Raw genomic sequence first — 23887 nt, forward strand, 5'->3', positions numbered from 1 at the left:
GGGCTCAAGCGGGGCGTTGGCACGTGGGGCACCAGAAGAGGTTGCGGGCCGCCAGGTCCGCCGTGCGGATGTCGCCGCCGCAGAGGTGACAGGGCTGGTTCGCCCGCCGGTAGACGTAGACCTCGCCGCCGTGGTCGTCGACGCGCGGCGGGCGTCCCATCGCCTCCGGGGTGTGCTCGGGCCTGACGGTGTCGATGCGGTTGAGGCGTACGCCCTCGTGCATCAGGTCGACGAGGTCCGCCCAGATCGCGGTCCACTGCGCCTCGGTGACGTCCTTGCCCGCCGTGTACGGGTCGATGCCGTGCCGGAAGAGGACCTCCGCGCGGTAGACGTTGCCGACGCCCGCGATGACCTTCTGGTCCATGAGGAGCGCGGCGATCGTGGTGCGGCTGCGGGAGATGCGGCGATAGGCCTTCGCCGGGTCGTTCTCCGGGGCGTCCGCGGGGCGCAGCGGGTCCGGGCCGAGCCGGTCGTGTATCGCCTGCTTCTCCTCGTCCGTGATGAGGGCGCAGGTGGTGGGGCCGCGGAGGTCGGAGTGGTACGCGTCGTTCAGGAGCCGGAGGCGGACGGTGTCCGTGGGCGGCGGGGCGGGGGTCTCCCCCAGCGTGTACTTGCCGAAGAGGCCGAGGTGGATGTGGATCCATCCGGTGTCGGCGAAGCCGAGGAAGAGGTGCTTGCCGTGCGCCTCGGCGGTCTCCATCACCTGGCCGCTCAGGAGGGCGGCGCTGTCACTGAACTTGCCCTGCGGGCTGCGTACGGTCGCGGGGCGTCCGGCGAACCGTGCGAGGTGGTCCTGAGCGAGCCGGTGGATAGTGTGCCCCTCAGGCACGGGGTCCCTCCGAGAGTGCGTGCGGAGGGGCTGTGGAGTCAGCCCCTCCGGTGTGTGAGGAGCGGGGTCCGGGGCGGCGCCCCGTGAGGCCCGCTACTGCTGAGGGTGCCCGGCGGGGATGGGGGGAAGCTCGCCCGACGTCTCGTACCGCGACAGCATCTCGATGCGGCGCGTGTGACGCTCCTCACCCGAGTACGGCGTCGCCAGGAAGATCTCGACGAACTTCGTCGCCTCCTCCTGCGTGTGCATGCGGCCGCCGATCGAGATGACGTTGGCGTCGTTGTGCTCACGGCCGAGCGCCGCCGTCTGCTCGCTCCAGGCCAGGGCCGCCCGTACGCCCTTCACCTTGTTCGCGGCGATCTGCTCGCCGTTGCCGGAGCCGCCGATGACGATGCCGAGGGCCTCCGGGTCCGCGGCGGTCCGCTCCGCGGCGCGCAGGCAGAACGGCGGGTAGTCGTCCTGGGCGTCATAGATGTGGGGCCCGCAGTCGACGGGCTCATGGCCGTGGCCCTTGAGCCATTCGACCAAGTGGTTCTTGAGTTCGTAGCCGGCATGATCCGAGCCGAGGTACACGCGCATGGGTCCGAGTGTGGCACGTCGCGGGGTGGGTAGCCGCGACCGGGCAGGATGTTGATCTCCCTGGTCGGGACCTTGGTCCAGGCCTAAAGCCCGGAATACAACGATCCGGATTCAGGACTTCCGTCCCGTTCACCCCTGGGCTTGAATGCGGGGGCTCGTGACCCGAGAACTTAAGGATTCGTCCATGACCTCGCAACCCTCCCTTGCGAAGGCAGACAGCACCCCCAATCCCCCTGGGGATCCGCGGTCTGGCGACAGTGGTGACACCGGCGACGGCCTGAAAGCGGGTCTCAAGAACCGCCACCTCTCCATGATCGCCATCGGCGGCGTGATCGGTGCCGGTCTCTTCGTCGGATCGAGCTCCGGCATCGCCGCCGCGGGGCCCGCGATCCTCGTCTCGTACGCCCTCGTCGGCACGATGGTCGTCCTCGTGATGCGGATGCTCGGCGAGATGGCCGCCGCACGGCCCGCGTCCGGCTCCTTCTCCACCTATGCGGACCAGGCGCTCGGCCGCTGGGCCGGCTTCTCCATCGGCTGGCTCTACTGGTTCTTCTGGGTCGTCGTGCTCGCCGTGGAGGCCACCGCGGGCGCCGTGATCCTCAACGGCTGGATACCCGCCGTCCCGCAGTGGGGCTGGGCGCTCATCGTGATGGTCGTACTCACCGCGACGAACCTCGTCTCGGTGGGCTCCTACGGCGAGTTCGAGTTCTGGTTCGCCGGGATCAAGGTCGTCGCCATCGGCGGCTTCGTGGTCATCGGCCTGCTCGCCGTCTTCGGCGTGCTGCCCGGCTCCGACAACCCGGGCGCCGGATTCGCGCACCTCACCGACGCGGGCGGCTTCATGCCCAAGGGCGCGGGCGCCATCCTCACCGGTGTGCTGATGGTCGTCTTCTCCTTCATGGGCAGCGAGATCGTCACGCTGGCCGCCGGTGAGTCCGAGGACCCGCAGCGCGCCGTCACCAAGGCGACCAACAGCGTGATCTGGCGCATCGGCGTCTTCTACCTGGGCTCGATCTTCGTCGTCATCACCCTCCTCCCGTGGAACGACAAGTCGATCACCAAGGACGGCAGTTACGTCGCCGCGCTCAACTCGATCGGCATCCCGCACGCCGGTCAGGTCATGAACGTCATCGTCCTCACCGCCGTGCTCTCCTGCCTCAACTCCGGGCTCTACACCGCCTCCCGCATGGCCTTCTCCCTCGGTCAGCGCGGCGACGCGCCCAAGGCGTTCGCGCGCACCAACACGCGGGGCGTCCCGCAGGCCGCGATCCTCGGCTCCGTCGTCTTCGGTTTCGTCGCCGTCTGGTTCAACTACCAGTGGAAGGACACCGTCTTCGACTTCCTGCTCAACTCCTCGGGCGCGGTGGCCCTCTTCGTGTGGCTGATCATCAGTTTCACGCAGCTGCGGATGCGCGGCATCATCCTGCGCGAGGAGCCGGAGAAGCTCGTCGTGAAGATGTGGCTCTTCCCGTACCTGACGTGGGTCACGATCGCGATGATCTCGTTCGTCCTCGTCTACATGCTGACCGACGAGACCGGCCGCAAGCAGGTACTGCTCTCGCTCCTGGCCGCCGCCTTCGTGGTCGTCTTCTCGCTCGTACGGGAGAAGATCCGGCCCCGGAACCCGGACGGAATTCCGGTGGAGTCTCGGAAGAGTTGACGTCGGGGCGGTCCGCCGGTGCGTAATGCTCTCCGTGTCGAACGAGACGACGGAGGCACCTGTGGACCACACCGCCCAGCGACGCGTGTTCCGGCCGGATGACGCCGGATACGCAGAGGAAATCGCCGGCATGCAGACCGGCTTCGCGACGCGGCCCGACCTCGTCTTCGGCGCGGAGAACGCCGACGACGTGGTCGCCGCCGTGACGCACGCGACCGGGGCGGGCCTGCCCGTCGGCGTGCAGGCCACCGGGCACGGCGTGCCGGGAGCCTCCGAGGGCGGCGTCCTCATCAGTACGCGGCGCATGGACGCCGTGCGCATCGACCCCGGCGCGCGCACCGCCGCCATCGGCGCGGGCGCCCGCTGGGGTCAGGTCGTCGAGGCCGCGGTGGAGCACGGCCTCGCCCCGCTGAACGGCACGGCACCGAGCGTGGGCGCCGTCGCGTACACGCTCGGCGGCGGACTCGGCATCCTGGGCCGGGAGTTCGGCTACGCGGCCGACCACGTCCGCGCGGTCGACGTCGTCACCGGGGACGGCGTCCTGCGCCACGTGACGCGGGACAGCGACCCGGAGCTCTTCCGGGGCCTCCTGGGCGGCGGCGCGCAGCTCGGCGTGGTCACGGAGCTGGAGATCGGCCTGGTGCCGGTGGCGCGTCTTTACGGCGGCGCGCTGACGTTCGACGGCAGGGCGGTCGACCCGGCCGCGGTGCTGCGCGGCTACGAGGAGTGGACGCGGACCCTGCCCGACGAGGTGACGTCGTCCCTCGCCGCGCTCGTCTACCCGGACCTGCCGCAGCTCCCGCCGCACCTGCGCGGCAGCTATCTCGTCCTGATCCGGGTCGCGTTCACCGGTTCGGAGGCGGAGGGCGAGCGGCTCCTGGCGCCGCTGCGGGAGCTCGGGCCCACGGTGTCGGACACGCTGCGGGAGATGCCGTACGCCGACAGCCCCACCATCCACGGCGACCCGGACTTCCCGCACGCCTACTACGGCGACAACGCCGTCCTGAGCACCCTCGACGTCGAGGCGGCCGCCGACATCCTCACGCTGACCGGGCCCGACGCGGCCGCGATGCACATCCTGCAGCTCAACCACCTGGGCGGCGCACTGGCACGACCCGCCGGAAACGCGGACAACGCCGTGCCCTACCGCGAGGCGGGCTGGCTGCTGCGGATCCTGTCGCCGCTGGACGGAACGGATGTCGAGGCCCACCGGAAGGTGCACGCGCAGGCGTTCGGGCTCGTGGCGCCGCAGACGCTCGGGCGGTCGCTCAACTTCGTCTTCGGCGGCAACGACAGGCCGGAGGGGCTGTACGACCCGGAGACGCGGAAGAGGCTCGCCGGGTTGAAGGCCACGTACGACCCGGCGAACCTCTTCAGGCGGAACTACAGCGTCAGCTGACCCGCTGTCAGCGGTCCAGGAACTTCCAGGCCGTCGGCAGGGCGCCCATCGCGAGCGCGGCCTTCAGGGCGTCACCGATCAGGAACGGCGTGAGGCCCGCGGCGACCGCCTGGGTCATCGACATGCCGGTGGCGGCGGCCAGGTACGGGACGCCGACCGCGTAGATGATCGCGGAACCGAGGACCATCGTGCCCGCCGTGCGCAGCACGGAGCGGTCGCCGCCGCGGCGGGCCAGGGCGCCCACCACCGTGGCGGCGAGCAGCATGCCGAGGACGTAGCCGAGGGACGGGGCCGCGGCGCCGGAGCCCGCCTGCGCGAACCACGGCATGCCCGCCATGCCCACGAGGGCGTACAGGGCGAGGGAGAGGAAGCCGCGGCGGGCGCCCAGCGACGTGCCGACGAGCAGCGCGGCGAAGGTCTGTCCGGTCACCGGCACCGGGGAGCCCGGCACGGGCACCGCGATCTGGGCGGCGATTCCGGTGAGCGCGGCGCCGCCGAGCACGAGCGCCGCGTCCTTCACACGGGACGCGGGCAGCAGGTCGGCGAGGACCTGGCCGGGGCGGGTGGTGGCAGCGGCGATGCTCATCGGGGACTCCGCGGGGACGTGGGCAGGTGGGAACGCGTCGACGCTATCCCAGGCGGCGCGGCGGCCACACGGTCATCGGCCGACAACCCGGGGGCAGGGCCTTGGTGGGCTCCGTACAAAGAGGTTCGCGTACACCTCGGCCGGCGTGATGCTCGTCACGGAGGTCGGCGGGTGGGTGCCCCGTTTTGCGCGAGGGGCCGCACCCCGGGGAGACTGTGGAGTCCCGCCAAAGTCTTTGTGAGCCCCGAGAGCAGCCTGAGCACCATGCACGACGCACCACCGGACAGCCTGCCCGCGACGGGGGCCGGACCCGAGCCCCTGGGCGGCGGTCTCAAGCAGCGTCACCTCACCATGCTCGGGCTCGGCGGTGTCATCGGCGCCGGGCTCTTCGTGGGGTCGGGGGCCGGGATCTCGGTGGCGGGCCCCGGCATCGTCGTCTCGTACCTGATCGCGGGCGCGCTCGCGATGTGTGTGATGCGGATGCTCGGCGAGATGTCGGCGGCGATGCCCGCCTCGGGTTCGTTCTCGGTGCACGCGGAGCGCGCGCTCGGGCGCTGGGCGGGGTTCAGCGTCGGCTGGCTCTACTGGTTCCTGCTGGTCGTGGTGCTCGCCGTGGAGGCGACCGGCGCCGCGCAGATCGCCAACGGCTGGGCGCCCGCGGTGCCGCAGTGGGCGTGGGTGCTGATCTTCATGGTGGTCTTCACGGCGGCCAACCTCGCGTCGGTGAAGAACTTCGGCGAGTTCGAGTTCTGGTTCGCGACGCTCAAGGTCTGCGCGATCATCGCGTTCCTGGTCCTCGGTCTGCTCGCGGTCTTCGGCGTGCTGCCGGAGACCGATCCGGTGGGCATGACGAACCTGACCGGGCAGGGCGGGTTCCTGCCGCACGGCTGGTCGGGGGTCGTCTCGGGCGTCCTCGCCGTCGTCTTCGCGTTCGGCGGCCTGGAGGTCGTGACGATCGCGGCCGCCGAGTCCGACGACCCGGTGCGCTCGGTCGCCCGCGCGGTGCGCAGCGCGGTCTACCGCATCCTCTTCTTCTACGTCGGGTCGATGCTGGTCATCGTGACGGTGCTGCCCTGGACGGCGCAGAAGGCGGGCGCCAGTCCGTATGTGACGGTCCTCGACTCGATCGGGGTGCCGTCCGCCGGGACGATCATGAACATCGTGGTGTTCGTGGCGCTGCTCTCCGCGCTGAACGCCAATCTCTACGGGTCGTCCCGGATGGTCTTCTCGCTGGCCGAGCGCGGCGAGGCACCGAAGGCGCTGCTGAAGGTGGCCGGGGGCGGGGTGCCGCGGCGCGCGGTCCTCGCGTCCGTCGCGTTCGGCTTCGTGTCCGTGGTCCTCAATCTGAAGTGGCCGGACTCCGTCTTCCTCTACATGCTCAACTCGGTCGGGGCTGTGCTGCTCTTCGTCTGGGCGCTGATCGCGGTGTCGCAGCTGCGGCTGCGCCGGCGCATCGAGCGCGAGGCGCCGGAGCGGCTCGTGCTGCGGATGTGGGCGTTCCCGTATCTGACGTGGGCGGCGCTGGCCGCGATGGCCGCCGTGCTGGCGCTGATGCTGACGGACGCCGACGCGCGGCCGCAGCTGCTGTGGTCGGCGGGGGCGACGGCGCTCGTCCTGGCGGTCGCGGGGCTGCGGGAGTGGCGCGACACGCGCACCAAGAGGCTTACATGAACAACAGGTGAACTTGTTGTGCGTGATTCTTCACAACGTGTGAGCGTCGTGTCCGTATAGCGGTCAAGTGTTCCCTGTCAGCGGTACCGGACCTCAGACTGTGGGCCGCTCGCTCCCCCGTCTCGGCTACTGAACAGGGCACGCCCATGTCTCGGACGTCCACCCACCAGGACGCAGCACCCGACGAAGCACCGAAGGCCGACTCCCCGCTGGTCCACGGCCTCAAGCAGCGGCATCTCTCCATGATCGCGCTCGGTGGCGTGATCGGCGCCGGGCTCTTCGTGGGCTCCGGAGCGGGCATCGCCGCGGCCGGTCCCTCGATCGTCCTCGCCTACGCCGTCTCCGGCGCACTTGTCATGCTCGTGATGCGCATGCTGGGTGAGATGTCGGCCGCGAACCCCGCGTCGGGCTCCTTCTCGGTCCACGCCGAGCGCGCCATCGGCCCCTGGGCGGGCTTCGCCGCGGGCTGGGGCTTCTGGTTCCTGCTCTGCGTCGCCGTCGGACTAGAGGGCATCGGCGCCGCCAAGATCATGGTCGGCTGGTTCCCCGACAGCCCGGAGTGGGCGTGGGTCGCCCTCTTCATGCTGGTGTTCTGCGGCGCCAACCTGACGGCCGTGAAGAACTTCGGCGAGTTCGAGTTCTGGTTCGCCGCCCTCAAGGTCGGCGCCATCACGCTCTTCCTCGGCATCGGCGTCCTCGCGATCCTCGGCATCCTGCCCGGCTCGGACACCTCGGCCCCCGGCCTGGAGAACCTCACCGGCGAGGGCGGCTTCATGCCGAACGGCACGGACGGCCTGATCATCGGCCTCCTCGCCTCCGTCTTCGCGTACGGCGGTCTGGAGACCGTCACGATCGCCGCCGCCGAGTCCGAGAACCCGGTCAAGAGCGTCGCGAAGGCCGTGCGCACCGCGATGTGGCGCATCGCCGTCTTCTACGTCGGCTCGATGCTCGTCGTCGTGACGCTGCTGCCGTGGGACAACAAGGAGGTCGTCGCCAAGGGCCCGTACGTCGCCACGCTCGACCACCTGGGCATCCCCGGCGCCGGCGAGATCATGAACGTCATCGTCCTGGTCGCCCTGCTCTCCGCGATGAACGCCAACATCTACGGCGCCTCGCGCATGTCGTACTCCCTGATCGAGCGCGGCCAGGGCCCGAAGGCCCTCGGCAAGGTCTCGGGCGGCGTGCCGCGCCTCGCGGTGCTCGCCTCCTCCGTCTTCGGCTTCGTCTGCGTGCTGCTCAGCTACTGGCGTCCGGACGACGTCTTCCCGTGGCTGCTCAACATGATCGGCGCGATGATCCTGATGGTCTGGGTCTTCATCGCCGTCTCGCAGCTGATCCTGCGCCGCAGGACCGAGCGCGAGGCGCCGGAGAAGCTCGTCATCCGGATGTGGGCGTTCCCGGTCCTGACATGGGTGGCACTGGCCGCCATGGCCTACATCTTCTACCTGATGACCGACCAGCCCGACACGCGCAAGCAGCTGCTCGCCACGGGCGGTCTGACGCTGGCGCTCGCCGTGATCGGCTTCGTGCGGCAGAAGATGGCGGAGAGGCGGGCGGCTGCCGCCGTCTGAGCGGCGATTCCCGCAAGAAGCCCCGGACCGGGTGGTCCGGGGCTTCTTCCGTGCGCCGGTACGCCCATAGGCGTACGCGGGTATTCCCGTGCGGACCTAGGACGAAGGGCTGATCAACTTCTCCCAGTAGCTGCTGCTAGCCTGCACTTGCGAAGGACTTGCAATAACTTGAGAATCACAGCAGAGCAGCAGTCGGAGGGCTCGGATCATGGCCATTTACACGCTTCCTGAACTTCCGTACGACTACGCGGCACTCGAACCTGTCATCAACCCGCAGATCATCGAGCTGCACCACGACAAGCACCACGCGGCGTACGTGAAGGGCGCGAACGACACTCTTGAGCAGCTGGAGGAGGCGCGCGACAAGGAGACGTGGGGCGCCATCAACGGCCTGGAGAAGAACCTCGCGTTCCACCTCTCCGGCCACATCCTCCACAGCATCTACTGGCACAACATGAACAGCCCGAAGGACGGCGGCGGCGGCGAGCCGCTGGCCGCGGACGGCGTGGGCGACCTCGCCGACGCGATCACGGAGTCCTTCGGCTCCTTCGCCAAGTTCAAGACCCAGCTGACCAAGGCCTCGGCGACGACGCAGGGCTCCGGCTGGGGCGTGCTCGCCTACGAGCCGCTCAGCAACCGCCTCATCGTCGAGCAGGTCTACGACCACCAGGGCAACGTCGGCCAGGGCTCGACGCCGATCCTGGTCTTCGACGCCTGGGAGCACGCCTTCTACCTGCAGTACAAGAACCAGAAGGTCGACTTCATCGAGGCCATGTGGCAGGTCGTCAACTGGCAGGACGTGGCCAAGCGTTACGCGGCCGCGAAGGAGCGCGTGAACAGCCTCCTGCTGACTCCGTGACGCAGCACCCCGTAGGAAAGCGTCCTGCCTCGTGATCGTCTTCTCAACTTTCGCCGAGGCAGGCGGATGAAGGAAAGGCCCCCGTGAGGACGTGACTCACGGGGGCCTTTCTGTGCGTGCCGGTCCTCCGGGGCGTCAGTCGAAGACCGGGCCCTGGGTGCGGGTCCGCTTGATCTCGTAGAAGCCCGGGGTCGAGGCCACCAGCAGCGTGCCGTCCCAGAGCTTCGCCGCCGCCTCGCCCTTGGGGGCGGGGGTCACGACCGGGCCGAAGAAGGCGACCTGTGAGCCGTCGGCGCCGGGGACGGCGATGACCGGCGTGCCGACCTCCTGGCCGACCTTGTCGATGCCCTCCTTGTGGGAGGCGCGCAGCTCCGTGTCGTAGGCGTCCGAGTCCATGTAGTCGACGAGGTCGGCGGGCAGGCCCACGTCCTTGAGGGCACCCACGACCGCCTCACGGGTCAGGCCCTCGCCGCGGTTGTGGATACGGGTGCCGAGCGCGGTGTAGAGCTTGCCGAGGATCTCGTCGCCGTGCTTCTGCTGGGCGGCGATGACGACGCGGACGGGGCCCCAGGCCTTCGTCTCCATCATCTCGCGGTAATCAGCGGGGAGATCGTCGAGCTTGTCCTCGTTCAGGACGGCCAGGCTCATCACGTGCCAGCGGACCTCCACGTCGCGGACCTTCTCAACCTCGAGCATCCAGCGGGACGTCATCCAGGCCCACGGGCACAGCGGGTCGAACCAGAAGTCGACGGGGGTCTTGCTGCCGTTCTCGGACATGTCTCTCCCTAGGGAATCCGTTCGCATCTGGCCGGGAAAACGTCCGGGGCGCACCGGGGCATTCCCGGATGTCGGCCACACAGGGCACATGCGAGGATCGTAGACATTCGTACGAGTCATGCGAGTCACAAAGGAGTGCCGCCCGTGCCCGGTGAGAATCTGTCCCGCGACGAGGCCCGCGAGAGGGCCGCGCTGCTCTCCGTCGACGGTTACGAGGTCTTCCTCGACCTGCGCTCGGCGGTCGGCGAGAGCGGTCAGGAACCGCGCACGTTCCGCTCGGTGACCACCATCCGGTTCCGCAGCGCCGAGCCGGGCGCCGCGACCTTCGCGGACCTGATCGCGCCGAGTGTCACGGCGGTGTCGCTCAACGGCAAGGACCTGGACCCCTCCGAGGTCTTCGACGGCACCCGGATCGCGCTGGAGGAGCTGGCCGAGGAGAACGAACTGGTGGTGGACGCCCAGTGTGCGTACAGCCGCACCGGTGAGGGCATGCACCGCTTCGTCGACCCCGAGGACGGCGAGGTCTATCTCTACACGCAGTACGAACCGGCGGACGCCCGCCGCGTCTTCGCCAACTTCGAGCAGCCCGACCTGAAGGCGCCCTACCGCTTCGCGGTCCAGGCACCCGAGGGCTGGACGGCGTGGTCCAACGGCGCGGGCGAGCTGACCGACGGCGTGTGGAAGTTCGCAGAGACCAAGCCGATCTCGACGTACATCACGGCGGTCGTCGCGGGCCCGTACCACTACGTGACGGACTCGTACACGCGCGTGCTCGACGACGGCACCCGCCTGGAGATCCCCCTCGGCGCGATGTGCCGCAAGGGCCTCGCCCCGCACTTCGACGCCGACGACGTCTTCCTCGTCACCAAGCAGGGCCTGGACTTCTTCCACGACACCTTCGACTACCCGTACCCGTTCGGGAAGTACGACCAGGCGTTCGTGCCGGAGTACAACCTCGGTGCGATGGAGAACCCGGGCATGGTGACCTTCCGTGAGGAGTTCATCTTCCGCGGCAAGGTGACCCAGGCGTCGTACGAGCGCCGGGCCAACGTCATCCTCCACGAGATGGCGCACATGTGGTTCGGCGACCTGGTCACCATGCGGTGGTGGGACGACCTGTGGCTCAAGGAGTCCTTCGCCGACTTCATGGGATCCTTCTCGATGGTCGAGGCGACACGCTTCACCAACGGCTGGATCACCTTCGCCAACAACCGCAAGGCATGGGCCTACCGCGCCGACCAGCTGCCCTCCACACACCCCGTCACGGCCGACATCCGCGACCTGGAGGACGCCAAGCTCAACTTCGACGGGATCACGTACGCGAAGGGGGCCTCGGTCCTCAAGCAGCTCGTCGCGTACGTGGGACGGGACGCGTTCCTGGACGGCGCCCGGCGCTACTTCAAGCGGCATGCGTACGGGAACACGGTCCTCGGCGACCTGCTCTCGGTCCTCGAGGAGACCTCCGGGCGCGACATGGCGTCCTGGTCGCGTGCCTGGCTCCAGACGGCCGGCGTCAACTCCCTGACCCCGCAGGTCATCCTGAACGCGGAGGGCCGGATCACCGAGCTCTCCGTCCTCCAGGAGGCCGCCGAGTCCCACCCCGAGCTGCGCCCGCACCGCGTGGCCGTCGGGCTCTACCGCAGGTCGGCGGGTGGCGACCTGGAGCGGTACGCACGCGCGGAGGTCGACGTCGACGGGCCGCGCACCGTCGTGGCCGAGCTCGCCGGGGAGACGGCGCCCGAGCTCGTCCTGGTCAACGACGACGACCTGACGTACTGCAAGATCCGCTTCGACGAGAACTCCCTCGCCACGCTGCGGGACCACCTCGGCGACATCACCGACCCGCTGGCCCGCGCCCTGTGCTGGTCCGCGCTGTGGAGCCTCACGCGGGACGGGCTCATGCCCGCGCGGGACTTCATCGGGCTCGTGCTGCGCTTCGCCGGGCAGGAGAGCGACATCGGCGTCCTGCAGATGCTGCACGCGTGGACGAACTCCGCCCTCACGCATTACGCCGCGCCCGAGTGGCGCGAGGAGGGCACCAGGTCGCTCGCCGAGGGCGCGCTGCGGGAGCTGCGCATCGCGGCGCCGGGCAGCCAGCACCAGCTGACGTGGGCGCGGTTCTTCGCCTCGGTGGCGTCGTCGGCGGCCGACCTTCAGCTGCTGCGGGGCTTCCTCGACGGCAACGCCAAGATCGACGGCCTGACGGTCGACCAGGAGCTGCGCTGGGCGTTCCTGAGGCCGCTGACCGCGCACGGCGCCGCCGACGAGGAGGCGCTCGCCGCCGAGCTGTCCAGGGACGACACCGCTTCCGGCAAGCGGCACCAGGTGCGGTGCCTGGCCGCGCGGCCCTCGGCGGCCGTCAAGGCGCAGGCGTGGGCCGCCGTGGTGGAGTCCGACCAGCTGTCCAACGCGCTGGTCGAGGCGACGATCGCGGGGTTCTCGCAGCCGTCGCAGCGGGAGCTCGCGGCGCCGTACGTGTCGAAGTACTTCGCGGCGATCGAGCGGGTGTGGGCCGAGCGGTCCATCCAGATCGGCATGGACGTGGTGCGGGGCCTGTTCCCGCACCTCCAGGGCGACACGGCGACACTGGCGGCGGCCGACGAGTGGCTCACCGCGCACGAGTCGTCCGCACCGGCCCTGCGCCGCCTGGTCCTCGAAGCGCGCGACGACCTGGCGCGGTCGCTGCGGGCACAGGCGTGCGACGCGGGCGCGGCGATCTAGCGCGGAGTGAGGCACTGGCCTGTGCCGTCGCCGGGTGGCGGCGCAGGTCAGGGGGTGTGCAGGGGGCCGGAGATCCTCGGCAGTCGAACGCCCGTGCTTTAGGGCGAGGTTGTCCTGGTTTGTCGACGGGCCTGTAACAGCGGTTAGCGGGGCGAGGGGGCGCGGGAACGACCGGGTCATGAACCACAACGCCCCGCTCTCCCCCCTCCCCCTCGCCCACCTCGCCCGCCTCGCCGACGTCCAGCCGCGCGTCATGAGCACGGCCCAGCTCGGCGAGCACGGCGTCTCCGTCGCGGACGTCGGCGCGCACTGCCGCCCGGGCGGACCCTGGCAGCAACTCCTGCCCGGAGTCTGCCTGTTGCACCCGGGACCGCCGACCAGTGAGGAGCGGCTGCACGGTGCGCTGCTGTACGCGGGGCGGCTGCCCGCACGCGAGGCCAGGGCCGTGCCCTCCCAGCCCCGCGCGGGCGAGCCGCACGCCGCGTACGCCGACGCGATGATCACGGGGCTCGCCGCGCTGGCCCTGCACCGCTTCTCGTCCGCTCCCCCGCTGCTCTCCCAGGACCGCATCGACGTCCTGGTCCCCCGCACCCGGCGCCTGCGCTCCGTGGGCTTCGCCCGGCTCGTGCGCAGCTCCGCGCTGCCGACTCCCCAGCAGATCACGGGAGTTCCGGTCGCGCCCGTGCCCCGCGCGCTCGCCGACGCGGTGGCGCAGCTCGCCGACGCGGGTGCGGTGCGGCGGCTGCTCAGCGAGGCGGTGCGCGGCGGCCACTGCGAACCGGCCGCCGTCGTGCGGGAGTTGACGCAAGCGCGACTGCTGACCCGCCCGCACGTGGTGGACGCCGTCGACTCCCTGATCGCCGAGGGGCGGGCCATCGCCGAGGACCGGCTGTACCGCATGGTCGCCGAGCACGGCCTGCCCGACCCCCTGTGGAACGTCGACCTGCGGCTGCCCGGCGGCCCGCACCTCGGCGGTGTCGACGCCTACTGGCCCGACCAGGCCGTGGCCGTGGAGCTGGACACGCGGGCGCCCCGGCACGGCCTCAGGCAGGAGGACGACGAGGTGTGGTCCGAGTACGTCCGCAAGCGCGAGCACCTGGAGCGGCTCGGGATCACCGTCGTCCACATCACCCCGCGGAAGCTCAGGGACTCACGGGAGCAGCAGGCCACCGTGGTGCGGACGGCGCTGATGGCGTCGGCGGACCGCGATCCCGCGGCGTACGTCGTGGTGCTGCCCAGCTGACGCCTCCCCCTCTCCGATCGCCCCTCTCCGGTCACCCTTTTCCGGTCACCCCTCTCCGGTCACCCCTTTCCGCAGAACTCCGCGTCGAGCACCGGCTGCACTTCGCCCCCGGGGCCGTTGAAGTTGACCGCGAGCGCGTGGCGGCCGTCCGCCGTCGCACCCGCACCGGACGCCGAGCCGTGGATGTCGCCGCCGTGGCCCCAGACGACCGTGCCGCACGTGGTCCTGAAGGGTTCCAGACCCAGTCCGTACCGCTGGCCCGGCCGATTGTCGCCCTTCGGCACCGTGGTCCTCATCTCGGCGAGCTGCTTCGCGGGCAGGAGCCTGCCCCGCAGCAGTGCCGCGTAGAAACGGTTCAGGTCGGCCGAGTTGGAGATCATCCCGCCCGCCGCGCCCGCCACGGTCGGGTTCAGCTCCGTCACGTCGTGGTTCTTGGCGTCGGGGGCGTCGGAGAGCTTGGTGTACGCACGCGAACCGGGCTTGGGCATGGTCGGGTCGGTGCCGGGGACCGAGGTGGCGTGCAGGCCGAGCGGCTCGATGACGCGCCGCCTGATCTCCTGAGCGTACGGCTTGCCGGTGATGCGCTCGATGAGCTTTCCGGCGACGACGTAGTTGGTGTTGGAGTACTTCCAGCCGGTGCCGGGCGCGAAGTCCGGCTTGTGGCGCATGGCGATGGCGATCTGCTGCTCGGCGGTCCAGGTGTCGTAGCGGTGTTCGAGGAACTCCTCGCTGAACACCTTGCGTTGCACCTCGTCGTCGGACGTCACGTCGAAGATGCCGCTGGTGTGGTTGAGGATCTGGCGGACCGTGATCCGGTCGCCGTCGTGGCCGTTGCCCTCGACGACGCCCGGCAGCCACTTCCCGACCGTGTCGTCCAGGTCGAGGCGGCCCTCGGCCTCCAGCTGGAGGAGGACGGTCGCGACGAACGTCTTGGTGATGCTGCCGATCCGGTAGTGGTCGTGGGCGCCGCGCGGGGTGTGCCGGGCGAGGTCGCCGGTGCCCGCGGCGGCGTTCCAGGGGCCGTGCCGGTCCTTGGCCTGCACGGTGACGCCGGGGGCGTCCTCGTTCAGGGCGGCCTTCATGGCGCGCAGGGTCGCGCGGTGCCCCTCGCCGGAGCCGTCGGTACGGCCGGGTGGCGCGGCGAGTGCCGGGGCCGCGAACGCCCCGGCCGTCACCGTCACCGTCATCGCCGCCGTCACGGCGAGTGCGACCGTCCCCCCTGCCCGTCCTGCCCGTCCTGCCCGCCCTGCCCGCCCTGCCCGTCCTGCCCGTCCTGCCCGCCCTGCCCGCCCTGCCCGTCCTGCCCGCCCTGCCCGTCCTCTGCGCACTGTCATGTCCTGCCCCTCCCGGCCCCGCGGTCCCGGAACGTCGTCCGGCTGTCGTCGGCCGGGTGGACCCGGGGCCCGGTGCGGAGGGTTGAGCGGTCCGCCGGGGTTGAGCGCGATTCAGCCCTTTCGCAGCACGAGTTCCGTGTTCCGGTCGCCCGCGTCGCCGCCCAACGCGGGCCTGGCGCCGGGTGCGTTGAAGGACAGCTCGCGGTACAGCGCGGCAAGACCGGTCTGGGAGAGGTCGGCGAAATCCGTGCGGTTCGGGGCGGCGGACTCGATGAGGGTGGTGAAGAGAGAAATCGTTCCGTCGTGGTTGTCCGTGAGCTCGACCACCCGCGCCAGCTGCGGGAAGTCGACGTGCGACGCGGTGGAGACCTCCCAGAAGGCGCCGTGCGGGGTGCGGTGCGGGGTGATGGCGTTCTTGTGGCTGTGGCCGTTGACCCAGGCGAGGACCGAGGGGTACCGGCCGAGCAGCTCGACGATCTCGTCGCCGCCGTGCCGGGCCTCCTCGGGGCGGGCCGGGTCGTGACGGAGGTTGCGCATGGACCTGCTGGTGTGGTGGCTGAGGACGACGACGTACGAAGGTCCGCCGTCGCGCCGCTCGTTGGCCTTCAGTTCGCGCTCCAGCCAGCGCAGCTGGGCGGTGCCGAGCGAGCCCTCGTAGTGGCCGCCGGGGTCGGTGCTGTCCAGGCTGATGCCGAGCACGTCGTCGCTGATGCGGAACGAGTAGTGCTGGGTGGCGGCGGCGAGGTTCTCCTGGGTGTAGCCGTGGCCGATGGGGCCCGGGCCCGCGTGGGCGGGGTCGAGGTGGGCCTGGAGGTACTCGGCGGGGGTGAAGGGGGCGCGGGACGCGTCCGGCGTGACGGACCGCATGCGCCGCTTCTCGCCCTTGAGGATCTCCTTGAAGCGGGCGCCCTTGGGGTCGTGGCCCTTCTTGACCGCCTTCCAGAGGGCGGCGCCGCGCGTCTCGTCGAGGGACATCAGCTTCTTGCCGCCCGTGGCGAACTCGGTGAAGTACGGGTCGCGGGGCGCCCAGCAGCCGCCGGGCAGGGCGTCGTGGTTGCCGACGGTGGAGTACCAGGGCAGGCGGAGCCCTGGGCTGTTGACCTCGCGGATGGCGGCGTCGAGGAAACCGTGCAGGTGCGGGAAGCCCAGGCGTTTGTCGGCGTCGCGCAGGGGGTCGTCGGGGTGCCAGTACAGGCCGAGGCCGCTGGCCTGCACGCCTTCGTAGCGGCGCGGGTCGCCGGTGTTGGGGGTGATGCGGCCGCCGCTCATCACCTGGAGGAACCAGTCGAGTTCGGCGCGGGAGTTGTTGTCGGTGTTGTCGCCGGTCGTCACGACGCAGTGCAGGGGCGCACCGGTGGCGGGCGCGCCGTGCAGCGCGTTGACCCGTTCGACGAGGGCGACGGCGCCCGCGACGGACAGGGACTCGTGGGGGCGCCAGGCGCTCGCGGTCTGGGCGCGCAGGTACTCGTACCGCAGCGGGTTCTGTACGTCGACGAGGTGCAGGTCGGTGAATTGCACGAAGGCGGCGAGCGCGGTCCTGCGCTCCTCGCGGCCCGGCTTCGCCGCCGCGAGGTCGCCGCGGACGACGCGTGGCCAGGCCGGTCCGTCGCCGAGCCGCCGGTAGCCGGTGGTGCCGTGCGGGGCGGCGGCGGTGAGCAGGGTGGTGCCGTTCTTGTACGGCATCCGGGGCGCGGCGGGTGCGGCGGGTGCGGCGTGCGCCGGGCGGGAGCGCGGGACGGTGGCGCGGTCGGCGGGTGCGGCGTTTCCGGCTCCGGCGCCGGGGCCGAGGGCGTAGCCGATGCCGGCGGAGAGGGTGACCGCTCCGGTGGCGGCGAGGAGGGCGCGGCGGTCGAGTCCGGCGGCGGCCGCGGCGGTTGCGGTGGCGGCTTCGGTGGCGACAGAGCGTATGCGCTGCATGTACTGGATCGTTGGCAGCGGGAGTGGCGTGCGCGTGAACGAGACCGCAACGGGCAGCGCCGATCACCGTACGTGAATCAGTCGGCACCCTGTGCAGTCACGCACCCCTCGCCCGGCGGAGGGGAGGCGGTCACTCCGCGTTCACCTTTCGGGGAAGAGTGCGTGGCCGTCGGCCGGGCGGGTGCGCCACAGCTCCAGGCCGATGTCGACGAGCCCGACACGGTCGAGGTCCGGCACGGCGTCCAGGGGGTGCCAGGCGGCGAGGTCGGTGGACCCGTCTGTCTCGTGGCGCAGCGCGCCGCCGGTGACGCGTCCCTCGTACACGATCCGCAGTCCGTGGAAGTCGGCGACGGCGCCGAGCCTGCGCGGGTAGCGGCGGCGCAGGGAGTCGACGCCGAGGAGGGCGACGGGGTCGACGACGTAGCCGGTCTCCTCGTCGGCCTCGCGGATCACCGTGTCGTAGGGGTCCTCGCCGTGGTCCATGCCACCGCCGGGCAGCGTCCAGCGTTTGCTGCCGTCGCCGGCGACCCAGCGGGCGAGCAGCACCTGTCCGTCGCGTACGCATACGGCGTAGGCCGCCACCCGGAGTTCTTTGTGCACGGGTTGACGCTAGGCGGTTCCCGCCACTCACGGGGCGTTCCGGGAAACCATGTCCCCTTATACAGCGCCTTGTCCGCCATGGCGTATGGCGGAATTGCGTCACGCCCTGATCACAGCTCGGACAACTCTCCCCAAACACCTGTCACTTACGTAAGGCTGAGCGGTCATCCGGCCCCGGATTCCGGACCTTCCCGGAAACCGGACCGTATCGACCCTCCTTCCCGTCCTTCACGCACAGGGATGCCGATGCCCAGATCCAGTTCCAGCGCCAGACGCGCGCCCCGTCTCGCGATAGCCGTCGGTCTCACCGCCGCGCTCTGCGCGACCGGGGCCGCCCCTCTCGCCTTCGCGGCGGACGAGACGCCCGTGCCCGCCCCCAAGTCCGCGGGCGGCAAGCTCGGGTCGGCCGACGCCGACCTGCTCGCCGACGCCAAGGCGGACGGCGAGAAGACCGTCACGATGATGGTCGCCACCGCGCCCGGCGCCACCGAGCAGGTCGCCGACCAGCTCGACGCCGTCAAGGGCGGCTCGGTCGGCCGCACCTACGACAAGCTCGGCTACGTCCGCGCGACCGTGCCGACCGCCAAGGCCGACGCGGCGATCAAGTCCGCGACGAAGCTGTCGTCCGTGCACGCCATCGACCTGCGGCACGAGATCGAGCTGGACGACCCGACGCCCGCCGCCGACCGTGCCAAGGGCGCGAAGGCCGGGGCGAAGGGCACATACCCGGGTCCGGGCAAGAGGACCCCGGCGGACAATCCGTACAACCCGTCCGCCGAGACCGGCGCCGTCGACTTCGTGAAGAAGCACCGCAAGGCGGACGGCCGCGGCGTCACCATCGGCATCCTGGACTCCGGCGTCGACCTCGGTCACCCGGCGCTGAAGAAGACCACCACCGGCGAGCGCAAGATCACCGACTGGGTGACCGCGACCGACCCGATCGTGGACGCGGACGGCACCTGGCGCCGGATGACCAACCCGGTCACGGGCCCCGTCTTCACCTGGAACGGCGAGACGTGGCAGGCCCCGGCGGGCTCCTTCCAGGTCAACCGATTCCTGGAGTCGGCCACCGCGGGCGGCGACGCCAAGGGCGACATCAACCGGGACGGCGACACCACCGACAGCTGGGGCGTGCTCTACGACCCGGCCGCCGGAACGGTCCGCGTCGACCTGAACAACAACAAGGACTTCACCGACGACAAGCCGATGAAGCCGTACAAGGACGACCACCAGGTCGCCTACTTCGGCAAGGACGACCCGGCGACCGACGTCGTCGAGCGCGTCCCGTTCGTCGTCGAGATCCGCAAGGACGTGCCGACCGACCCGTACGGCGGCGACTGGGTCGGCAAGAAGGCCGACTTCGTCAACATCGGCGTCATCGAGTCCGAGCACGGCACGCACGTCGCGGGCATCACCGCGGCCAACGGCCTGTTCGGCGGCAAGATGAACGGCGCCGCGCCCGGCGCCAAGCTGGTCTCCTCGCGCGCCTGCACCTGGACCGGCGGCTGCACCAACGTCGCGCTGACCGAGGGCATGATCGACCTCGTCACCCACCGTGGCGTCGACATCGTGAACATGTCGATCGGCGGCCTGCCCGCGCTGAACGACGGCAACAACGCGCGCGCCGAGCTCTACACGCGCCTCATCGACACCTACGGCGTCCAGCTGGTGATCTCCGCGGGCAACTCCGGCCCCGGCGCGAACACCATCGGCGACCCCGCTCTGGCCGACAAGGTCATCTCGGTCGGCGCCGCCATCTCCAAGGAGACCTGGGCCGCCAACTACGGCTCCGAGGTCGAGCGCGAGTACGCGATGATGCCGTTCTCCTCGCGCGGCCCGCGTGAGGACGGCGGCTTCGCGCCGATCATCTCGGCGCCCGGCTCGGCCATCAACACCACGCAGACCTGGCTGCCGGGTGCCCCGGTCGCCGAGGCCGGCTACCAGCTCCCGGCCGGCTACTCGATGCTGCAGGGCACCTCGATGGCGTCCCCGCAGGCCGCGGGCGCCTCGGCGCTGCTGCTCTCCGCCGCCAAGCGCGAGAAGATCGAGCTGCCCCCGGCGAAGCTGCGCACCGCGCTGACCTCGACCGCGGACCGCATCCGCGGCGAGCAGGCGTACGCGCAGGGCACCGGCCTCATCAACATCGTGGACGCCTGGGAGGCCATCGAGGACGGCGCCAAGGCCCACGCGTACACGGTGAAGGCCCCGGTCGACACCGCCCTTGAGCAGGAGCTGAAGAAGCCCGGCACCGGCATCTACGACCGTGAGGGCGGCCTGAAGACCGGCCAGAAGCGGACGTACGACGTCACGGTCACCCGCACCTCGGGCCCGGACCGGAACGTCCGCCACGAGCTGGACCTGGTCAACAACCACGAGTCCACCTTCAAGCTGCTCGGCGACGACGAGATCACGCTGCCGCTGAACAAGCCGGTGACCGTCAAGGTCCAGGCGAAGGCCAAGTCGGCCGGTCTGCACAGCGCGATCCTGACGGTCGACGACGAGCGCACCGAAGGCATCGACCAGCAGATCATGTCGACGGTCGTCGTCTCGGCGCCGCTCGCGAAGCCGTCGTACACCTTCTCGGCGTCCGACTCCACGCAGCGCAACACCCCGAAGTCGTACTTCGTGACCGTCCCCAAGGGCGCCAAGTCCCTGGAGGTCTCCCTCGGCGGCCTGAAGGACAAGAGCCAGACCCGCTTCATAGCGATCCACCCGTACGGCGTCCCGGTCGACTCGACGTCGTCGATCGTCTGCTACCCGAACTACGAGAACCCGGCCAACACCTGCCGCCCGGACCTGCGCGCGTACGCGGAGCCGCAGGCCGGGGTCTGGGAGATCGAGGTCGAGTCGCGCCGTACGTCGCCGCTGCTCGACAACCCGTACAAGTTGAACGTCGCCGCGCTCGGTGTCGACTTCGACCCGGCCGTGCAGACGCTCCCGGAGGCGAAGGTCGGCACGCCGGCGCCCGTCTCCTGGAAGGCCACGAACAACTTCGCGGCCGTCGACGGCAAGCTGAAGGGCGGCTCGCTCGGCTCGTCCAAGTCGGCGCGGCCCAGCATCAAGCAGGGTGAGACGCAGACCACCGAGGTCGTCGTGCCCGCGGGCGCGGAGCGTCTCGACGTCGCCATCGGCTCGCCCGCGGACATCGCCGCGGACCTGGACCTCGCCGTGAAGAAGGACGGCGCGGTCGTGGGCTCGTCGGCGGAGGGCGACTCGGAGGAGTCGGTCAGCCTGAAGAAGCCGGCCGCCGGTACGTACACGATCGAGGTGACGGGCTACTCGGTGCCGTCCGGTACGACCGCGTACGACTACCGCGACGTCTTCTTCTCGGGCGCGCTCGGCCAGGTCACCGTCGACGAGTCGAAGACGGTGAAGCTCGCCAACGGCGCGTCGGCGCAGGTCGACGCCAAGGTCGAGGCGAAGGCCCCGGCCGCGGAGGGCCGTGAGCTGTTCGGCGAGGTGTCCCTGCTGAACGCGGGCGGCACGGTCGCGGGCAGCGGCAGCGTGAAGGTGGAGAAGGTCACGCCGTAACGGACCGCCACTTTCTTCGGGCGCCGGACGGGCTCAGCGATGAGTCCGTCCGGCGCTTCTCTGTCGCCGAACCGCTCCGGGTCCGCTCCCGGTCCGATCCCGGTCAGCCGTCGCACCTGATCTTCTTCGAGTCCGGCAGGGCCTTGAGGATCATCGTGCGCAGCCGGTCGCGTTCCTTGCCGACGGCCCAGTTGGCGGGCTCCGCGGCGCCCTCGTCGATGGTGACCAGGACGCGGTCGCCCGTCTTCAGGCGCGGCTCCACGGCCCGGTCCATGGGGAACGTGACCGTGGGCTTCCCCGACTCCGGCTTCAGGTGGCGCGTCACGTCGACCGTGATCCGGTCCTGGAGTCCGCCCGGCACCGGGTCGACCGCCGTGACCGTGCCCTCCACGATGAGCCGCGAACACGCCACGAACCCCTCGGCGCTCAGGTCCGCGTCCGCGTCGCCGCTGCTCGGCCTGCTCTTCGCACCCGACGCCGTGTCCGCCTTGTCGGCGCCCCCCGCCCCCTGCCCCGCGTCCACCGCGAGCCAGGCGAGCCCGCCGACCATGGCGGCGGCCACCGTCGCCGCGACCGCGCCGAGCACGACGGTGGAGCGGCGCCGGGCCGCCCCGCGCGGGGACCGGAGCGGCACCACGCGCTCCGGCGCGGTGGCGGTCCCGGGCCCGTCGGCGGCCAGCGCGTCGCCCACCGCCCCGAGCCGCTCCCGCAGCAGGGCCACGTCCGCCACGGCCGCCGCACGGGCCGCGGCGAAGGCGGGGTCGTCGAGTGCCTCCTCCGGCACCGGCTCGTCCGTGATCGCCGTCATCAGCGCGTCGAACTCCGGGTCCCGCAGCACCTCACACCACCTCCCCTTCGTGCAGCCGCGCCCGCAGGAGCCGTACCGCCGTGTGCAGTCTGCTCTTGACCGTTCCCTCCGGAATGCCCAGTTCGTCCGCTATCGCGCGTACCGGAAGATCCGCGTAGAAGCGCAGCACCACCACCTGCCGCTGGGCGTCCGGCAGCGCGCCGAGCCCCTCGGCGACGGCCAGCGAGGTGGCCCGCTTCTCCGCGCCGTCCTCGTCGGTCGCCTCCCGCCACAGCACCTGGAGCCGCTCCCCCAGCCGCTCCTGCCTGCGCCGCGCCCGGTGCCAGTCCATCGCCAGGTTGGAGGCGACGACGGCCGCCCACGCGGACACGTCACGCGGCGCCTCACGCCCGTCAGCGGCCCGCTCCAGGAGCTTCAGCCTGACCTGCTGCACCCCGTCGGACAGGTCGGCGTGCGGCACCCCGCCCAGCGCGAGCACCGCACGGACCCGGTCCTCCTGGGCCGCGTCCAGCGGGTCGGCGCCCCCGGCGCCCGTCTGCGCGCGGCGCGCTTTCCTGCGCAGCAATGTGCCCCTCCCGTCCCCGCGTTTCCCCTACGACGCCCGGGGCGCCCGAAAGGTTCACGGCCGCGCCCGGGAAATGTGGCGTCCCGCACCTCGGACAATGGATTGGACAACGCGGCACTGGAGAGACGCATCATGGAACCACCCCCCACAGACCGGCCGAGGTCACGAGGCCGCACGCACATATGGAGGAAGTCCCTGTGAAGGTCGGAATCGTCGGAGCCACCGGTCAGGTCGGCAAGGTCATGCGCAAGATCCTCGCCGAGCGTAAGTTCCCGGCCGACGAGCTGCGCCTCTTCGCCTCGGCCCGCAGCGCGGGGAAGGTCATCGACGGCGTGACCGTCGAGGACGCCTCCACGGCCGACTACACGGGCCTGGACATCGTCCTGTTCTCCGCGGGCGGCGCCACCTCCAAGGCCCTCGCCGAGAAGGTCGCCTCGCAGGGCGCCGTCGTGATCGACAACTCCTCCGCCTGGCGCCGGCACCCCGAGGTCCCCCTCGTGGTCTCCGAGGTGAACCCGCACGCCATCAAGGACCACCCCAAGGGCATCATCGCGAACCCGAACTGCACCACCATGGCCGCGATGCCCGTCCTGAAGCCGCTGCACGCCGAGGCGGGCCTCGAAGCGCTCGTCGTCGCCACCTACCAGGCGGTCTCCGGCTCCGGCCTCGCCGGTGTCGAGGAGCTGTACCAGCAGGTCGCGAAGGTCGGCGAGGACGCACCCAAGCTCACCCACGACGGTTCGGCGGTCGACTTCCCCGAGCCCGACAAGTACGTCGCGCCGATCGCGTACAACGTGCTGCCGATGGCGGGCTCCGTCGTCGACGACGGCCTGAACGAGACGGACGAGGAGCAGAAGCTCCGCCACGAGTCCCGCAAGATCCTGGAGATCCCCGGGCTGAAGGTCTCCGGCACCTGCGTGCGCGTCCCGGTCTTCACCGGCCACTCCCTCCAGGTCAACGCCCGCTTCGCGCGTCCGCTGAGCCCCGAGCGCGCCACCGAGCTGCTTGAGGCGGCCGAGGGCGTCGTCGTCACGGAGGTGCCCACCCCGCTGCTCGCCGCGGGCAAGGACGACTCGTTCGTGGGCCGCATCCGCAAGGACGAGACGGTCGAGAACGGCCTGGCGTTCTTCATCTCCGACGACAACCTCCGCAAGGGCGCGGCGCTGAACGCCGTCCAGATCGCGGAGCTCGTCGCGGCGGAGCTCAAGGGCTGATCCCGGCCCGTACGTCGACGGGG

Annotated in this window: 19 protein-coding genes; 10 read left to right on the forward strand and 9 right to left on the reverse strand. The window is 70.9% G+C overall.

Annotated features, from left to right (window positions below; all coding sequences use genetic code 11):
- Positions 1 to 4 precede the first annotated feature (4 nt).
- Together NOO62_RS14060 and NOO62_RS14065 are read right to left on the reverse strand one after the other, a co-directional pair.
- Positions 5 to 829 carry an Fpg/Nei family DNA glycosylase gene (locus NOO62_RS14060; RefSeq protein ID WP_268771234.1) on the reverse strand — a complete coding sequence of 275 codons (825 nt, stop codon included), beginning with the start codon at positions 827 to 829 and terminating at the stop codon, positions 5 to 7.
- Between the two features lie 93 nt (positions 830 to 922).
- Positions 923 to 1408: a ribose-5-phosphate isomerase gene (locus NOO62_RS14065; protein ID WP_268771235.1), complete on the reverse strand. Its 486-nt coding sequence runs from the start codon at positions 1406 to 1408 to the stop codon at positions 923 to 925.
- Between the two features lie 184 nt (positions 1409 to 1592).
- Here NOO62_RS14065 and NOO62_RS14070 point away from each other — a divergent pair, with 184 nt between their 5' ends.
- A complete protein-coding gene (locus NOO62_RS14070; RefSeq protein WP_268771236.1) occupies positions 1593 to 3068 on the forward strand; it encodes an amino acid permease in 1476 nt (491 codons plus the stop codon).
- 130 nt (positions 3069 to 3198) lie between these two features.
- Complete coding sequence (locus tag NOO62_RS14075) at positions 3199 to 4467, forward strand: FAD-binding oxidoreductase (protein WP_268771237.1); 1269 nt, start codon at positions 3199 to 3201, stop codon at positions 4465 to 4467.
- 7 nt (positions 4468 to 4474) lie between these two features.
- Here the strand turns inward: NOO62_RS14075 and NOO62_RS14080 are convergent, their stop codons facing one another.
- Positions 4475 to 5053: a biotin transporter BioY gene (locus NOO62_RS14080; RefSeq protein WP_268771238.1), complete on the reverse strand. Its 579-nt coding sequence runs from the start codon at positions 5051 to 5053 to the stop codon at positions 4475 to 4477.
- Between the two features lie 264 nt (positions 5054 to 5317).
- On the opposite strand from NOO62_RS14080, the gene NOO62_RS14085 reads away from it, so the two are divergent.
- The 3 genes from NOO62_RS14085 to NOO62_RS14095 all read left to right on the forward strand — a co-directional run bounded on the left by NOO62_RS14085 (position 5318) and on the right by NOO62_RS14095 (position 9154).
- Positions 5318 to 6724, forward strand: a complete 1407-nt coding sequence (locus NOO62_RS14085) for an amino acid permease (protein WP_268771239.1) — start codon at positions 5318 to 5320, stop codon at positions 6722 to 6724.
- 146 nt (positions 6725 to 6870) lie between these two features.
- On the forward strand, positions 6871 to 8295 hold the full coding sequence (locus tag NOO62_RS14090) for an amino acid permease (protein WP_268771240.1): 1425 nt from the start codon (positions 6871 to 6873) through the stop codon (positions 8293 to 8295).
- Positions 8296 to 8503: 208 nt separating this feature from the next.
- Positions 8504 to 9154 carry a superoxide dismutase gene (locus NOO62_RS14095; RefSeq protein WP_268771241.1) on the forward strand — a complete coding sequence of 217 codons (651 nt, stop codon included), beginning with the start codon at positions 8504 to 8506 and terminating at the stop codon, positions 9152 to 9154.
- Between the two features lie 135 nt (positions 9155 to 9289).
- Here NOO62_RS14095 and NOO62_RS14100 read toward each other — a convergent pair whose 3' ends face one another.
- On the reverse strand, positions 9290 to 9931 hold the full coding sequence (locus NOO62_RS14100; RefSeq protein WP_268771242.1) for a DsbA family protein: 642 nt from the start codon (positions 9929 to 9931) through the stop codon (positions 9290 to 9292).
- A 144-nt stretch (positions 9932 to 10075) separates the two neighbouring features.
- Here NOO62_RS14100 and pepN point away from each other — a divergent pair, with 144 nt between their 5' ends.
- Entirely contained in the window at positions 10076 to 12652 is a 2577-nt protein-coding gene (gene pepN / locus NOO62_RS14105) for an aminopeptidase N (RefSeq protein ID WP_268771243.1), read from the forward strand.
- Between the two features lie 178 nt (positions 12653 to 12830).
- The gene (locus NOO62_RS14110; protein WP_268771244.1) at positions 12831 to 13895 is read left to right on the forward strand and encodes a hypothetical protein; all 1065 of its coding nucleotides are present in this window, start codon (positions 12831 to 12833) and stop codon (positions 13893 to 13895) included.
- 59 nt (positions 13896 to 13954) lie between these two features.
- On the opposite strand, the gene NOO62_RS14115 is transcribed toward NOO62_RS14110, so the two are convergent.
- Entirely contained in the window at positions 13955 to 15082 is a 1128-nt protein-coding gene (locus tag NOO62_RS14115; protein ID WP_268775615.1) for a serine hydrolase domain-containing protein, read from the reverse strand.
- 17 nt (positions 15083 to 15099) lie between these two features.
- Here NOO62_RS14115 and NOO62_RS14120 point away from each other — a divergent pair, with 17 nt between their 5' ends.
- Positions 15100 to 15315 carry a hypothetical protein gene (locus NOO62_RS14120; protein WP_268771245.1) on the forward strand — a complete coding sequence of 72 codons (216 nt, stop codon included), beginning with the start codon at positions 15100 to 15102 and terminating at the stop codon, positions 15313 to 15315.
- Between the two features lie 25 nt (positions 15316 to 15340).
- Here NOO62_RS14120 and NOO62_RS14125 read toward each other — a convergent pair whose 3' ends face one another.
- Positions 15341 to 17146 carry a TIGR03767 family metallophosphoesterase gene (locus tag NOO62_RS14125; RefSeq protein WP_268771246.1) on the reverse strand — a complete coding sequence of 602 codons (1806 nt, stop codon included), beginning with the start codon at positions 17144 to 17146 and terminating at the stop codon, positions 15341 to 15343.
- Between the two features lie 141 nt (positions 17147 to 17287).
- Entirely contained in the window at positions 17288 to 17746 is a 459-nt protein-coding gene (locus NOO62_RS14130) for an NUDIX hydrolase (protein ID WP_268771247.1), read from the reverse strand.
- 246 nt (positions 17747 to 17992) lie between these two features.
- Here NOO62_RS14130 and NOO62_RS14135 point away from each other — a divergent pair, with 246 nt between their 5' ends.
- The gene (locus tag NOO62_RS14135; protein ID WP_268771248.1) at positions 17993 to 21277 is read left to right on the forward strand and encodes a S8 family serine peptidase; all 3285 of its coding nucleotides are present in this window, start codon (positions 17993 to 17995) and stop codon (positions 21275 to 21277) included.
- A gap of 103 nt (positions 21278 to 21380) precedes the next feature.
- Here NOO62_RS14135 and NOO62_RS14140 read toward each other — a convergent pair whose 3' ends face one another.
- The gene (locus tag NOO62_RS14140) at positions 21381 to 22115 is read right to left on the reverse strand and encodes a hypothetical protein (protein WP_268771249.1); all 735 of its coding nucleotides are present in this window, start codon (positions 22113 to 22115) and stop codon (positions 21381 to 21383) included.
- 1 nt (position 22116) lies between these two features.
- On the reverse strand, positions 22117 to 22650 hold the full coding sequence (locus NOO62_RS14145) for an RNA polymerase sigma factor (protein WP_268771250.1): 534 nt from the start codon (positions 22648 to 22650) through the stop codon (positions 22117 to 22119).
- A 197-nt stretch (positions 22651 to 22847) separates the two neighbouring features.
- On the opposite strand from NOO62_RS14145, the gene NOO62_RS14150 reads away from it, so the two are divergent.
- On the forward strand, positions 22848 to 23864 hold the full coding sequence (locus NOO62_RS14150) for an aspartate-semialdehyde dehydrogenase (protein ID WP_268771251.1): 1017 nt from the start codon (positions 22848 to 22850) through the stop codon (positions 23862 to 23864).
- Positions 23865 to 23887 lie beyond the last annotated feature (23 nt).

This window comes from Streptomyces sp. Je 1-369, from assembly GCF_026810505.1.
Taxonomy (GTDB): Bacteria; Actinomycetota; Actinomycetes; order Streptomycetales; family Streptomycetaceae; genus Streptomyces.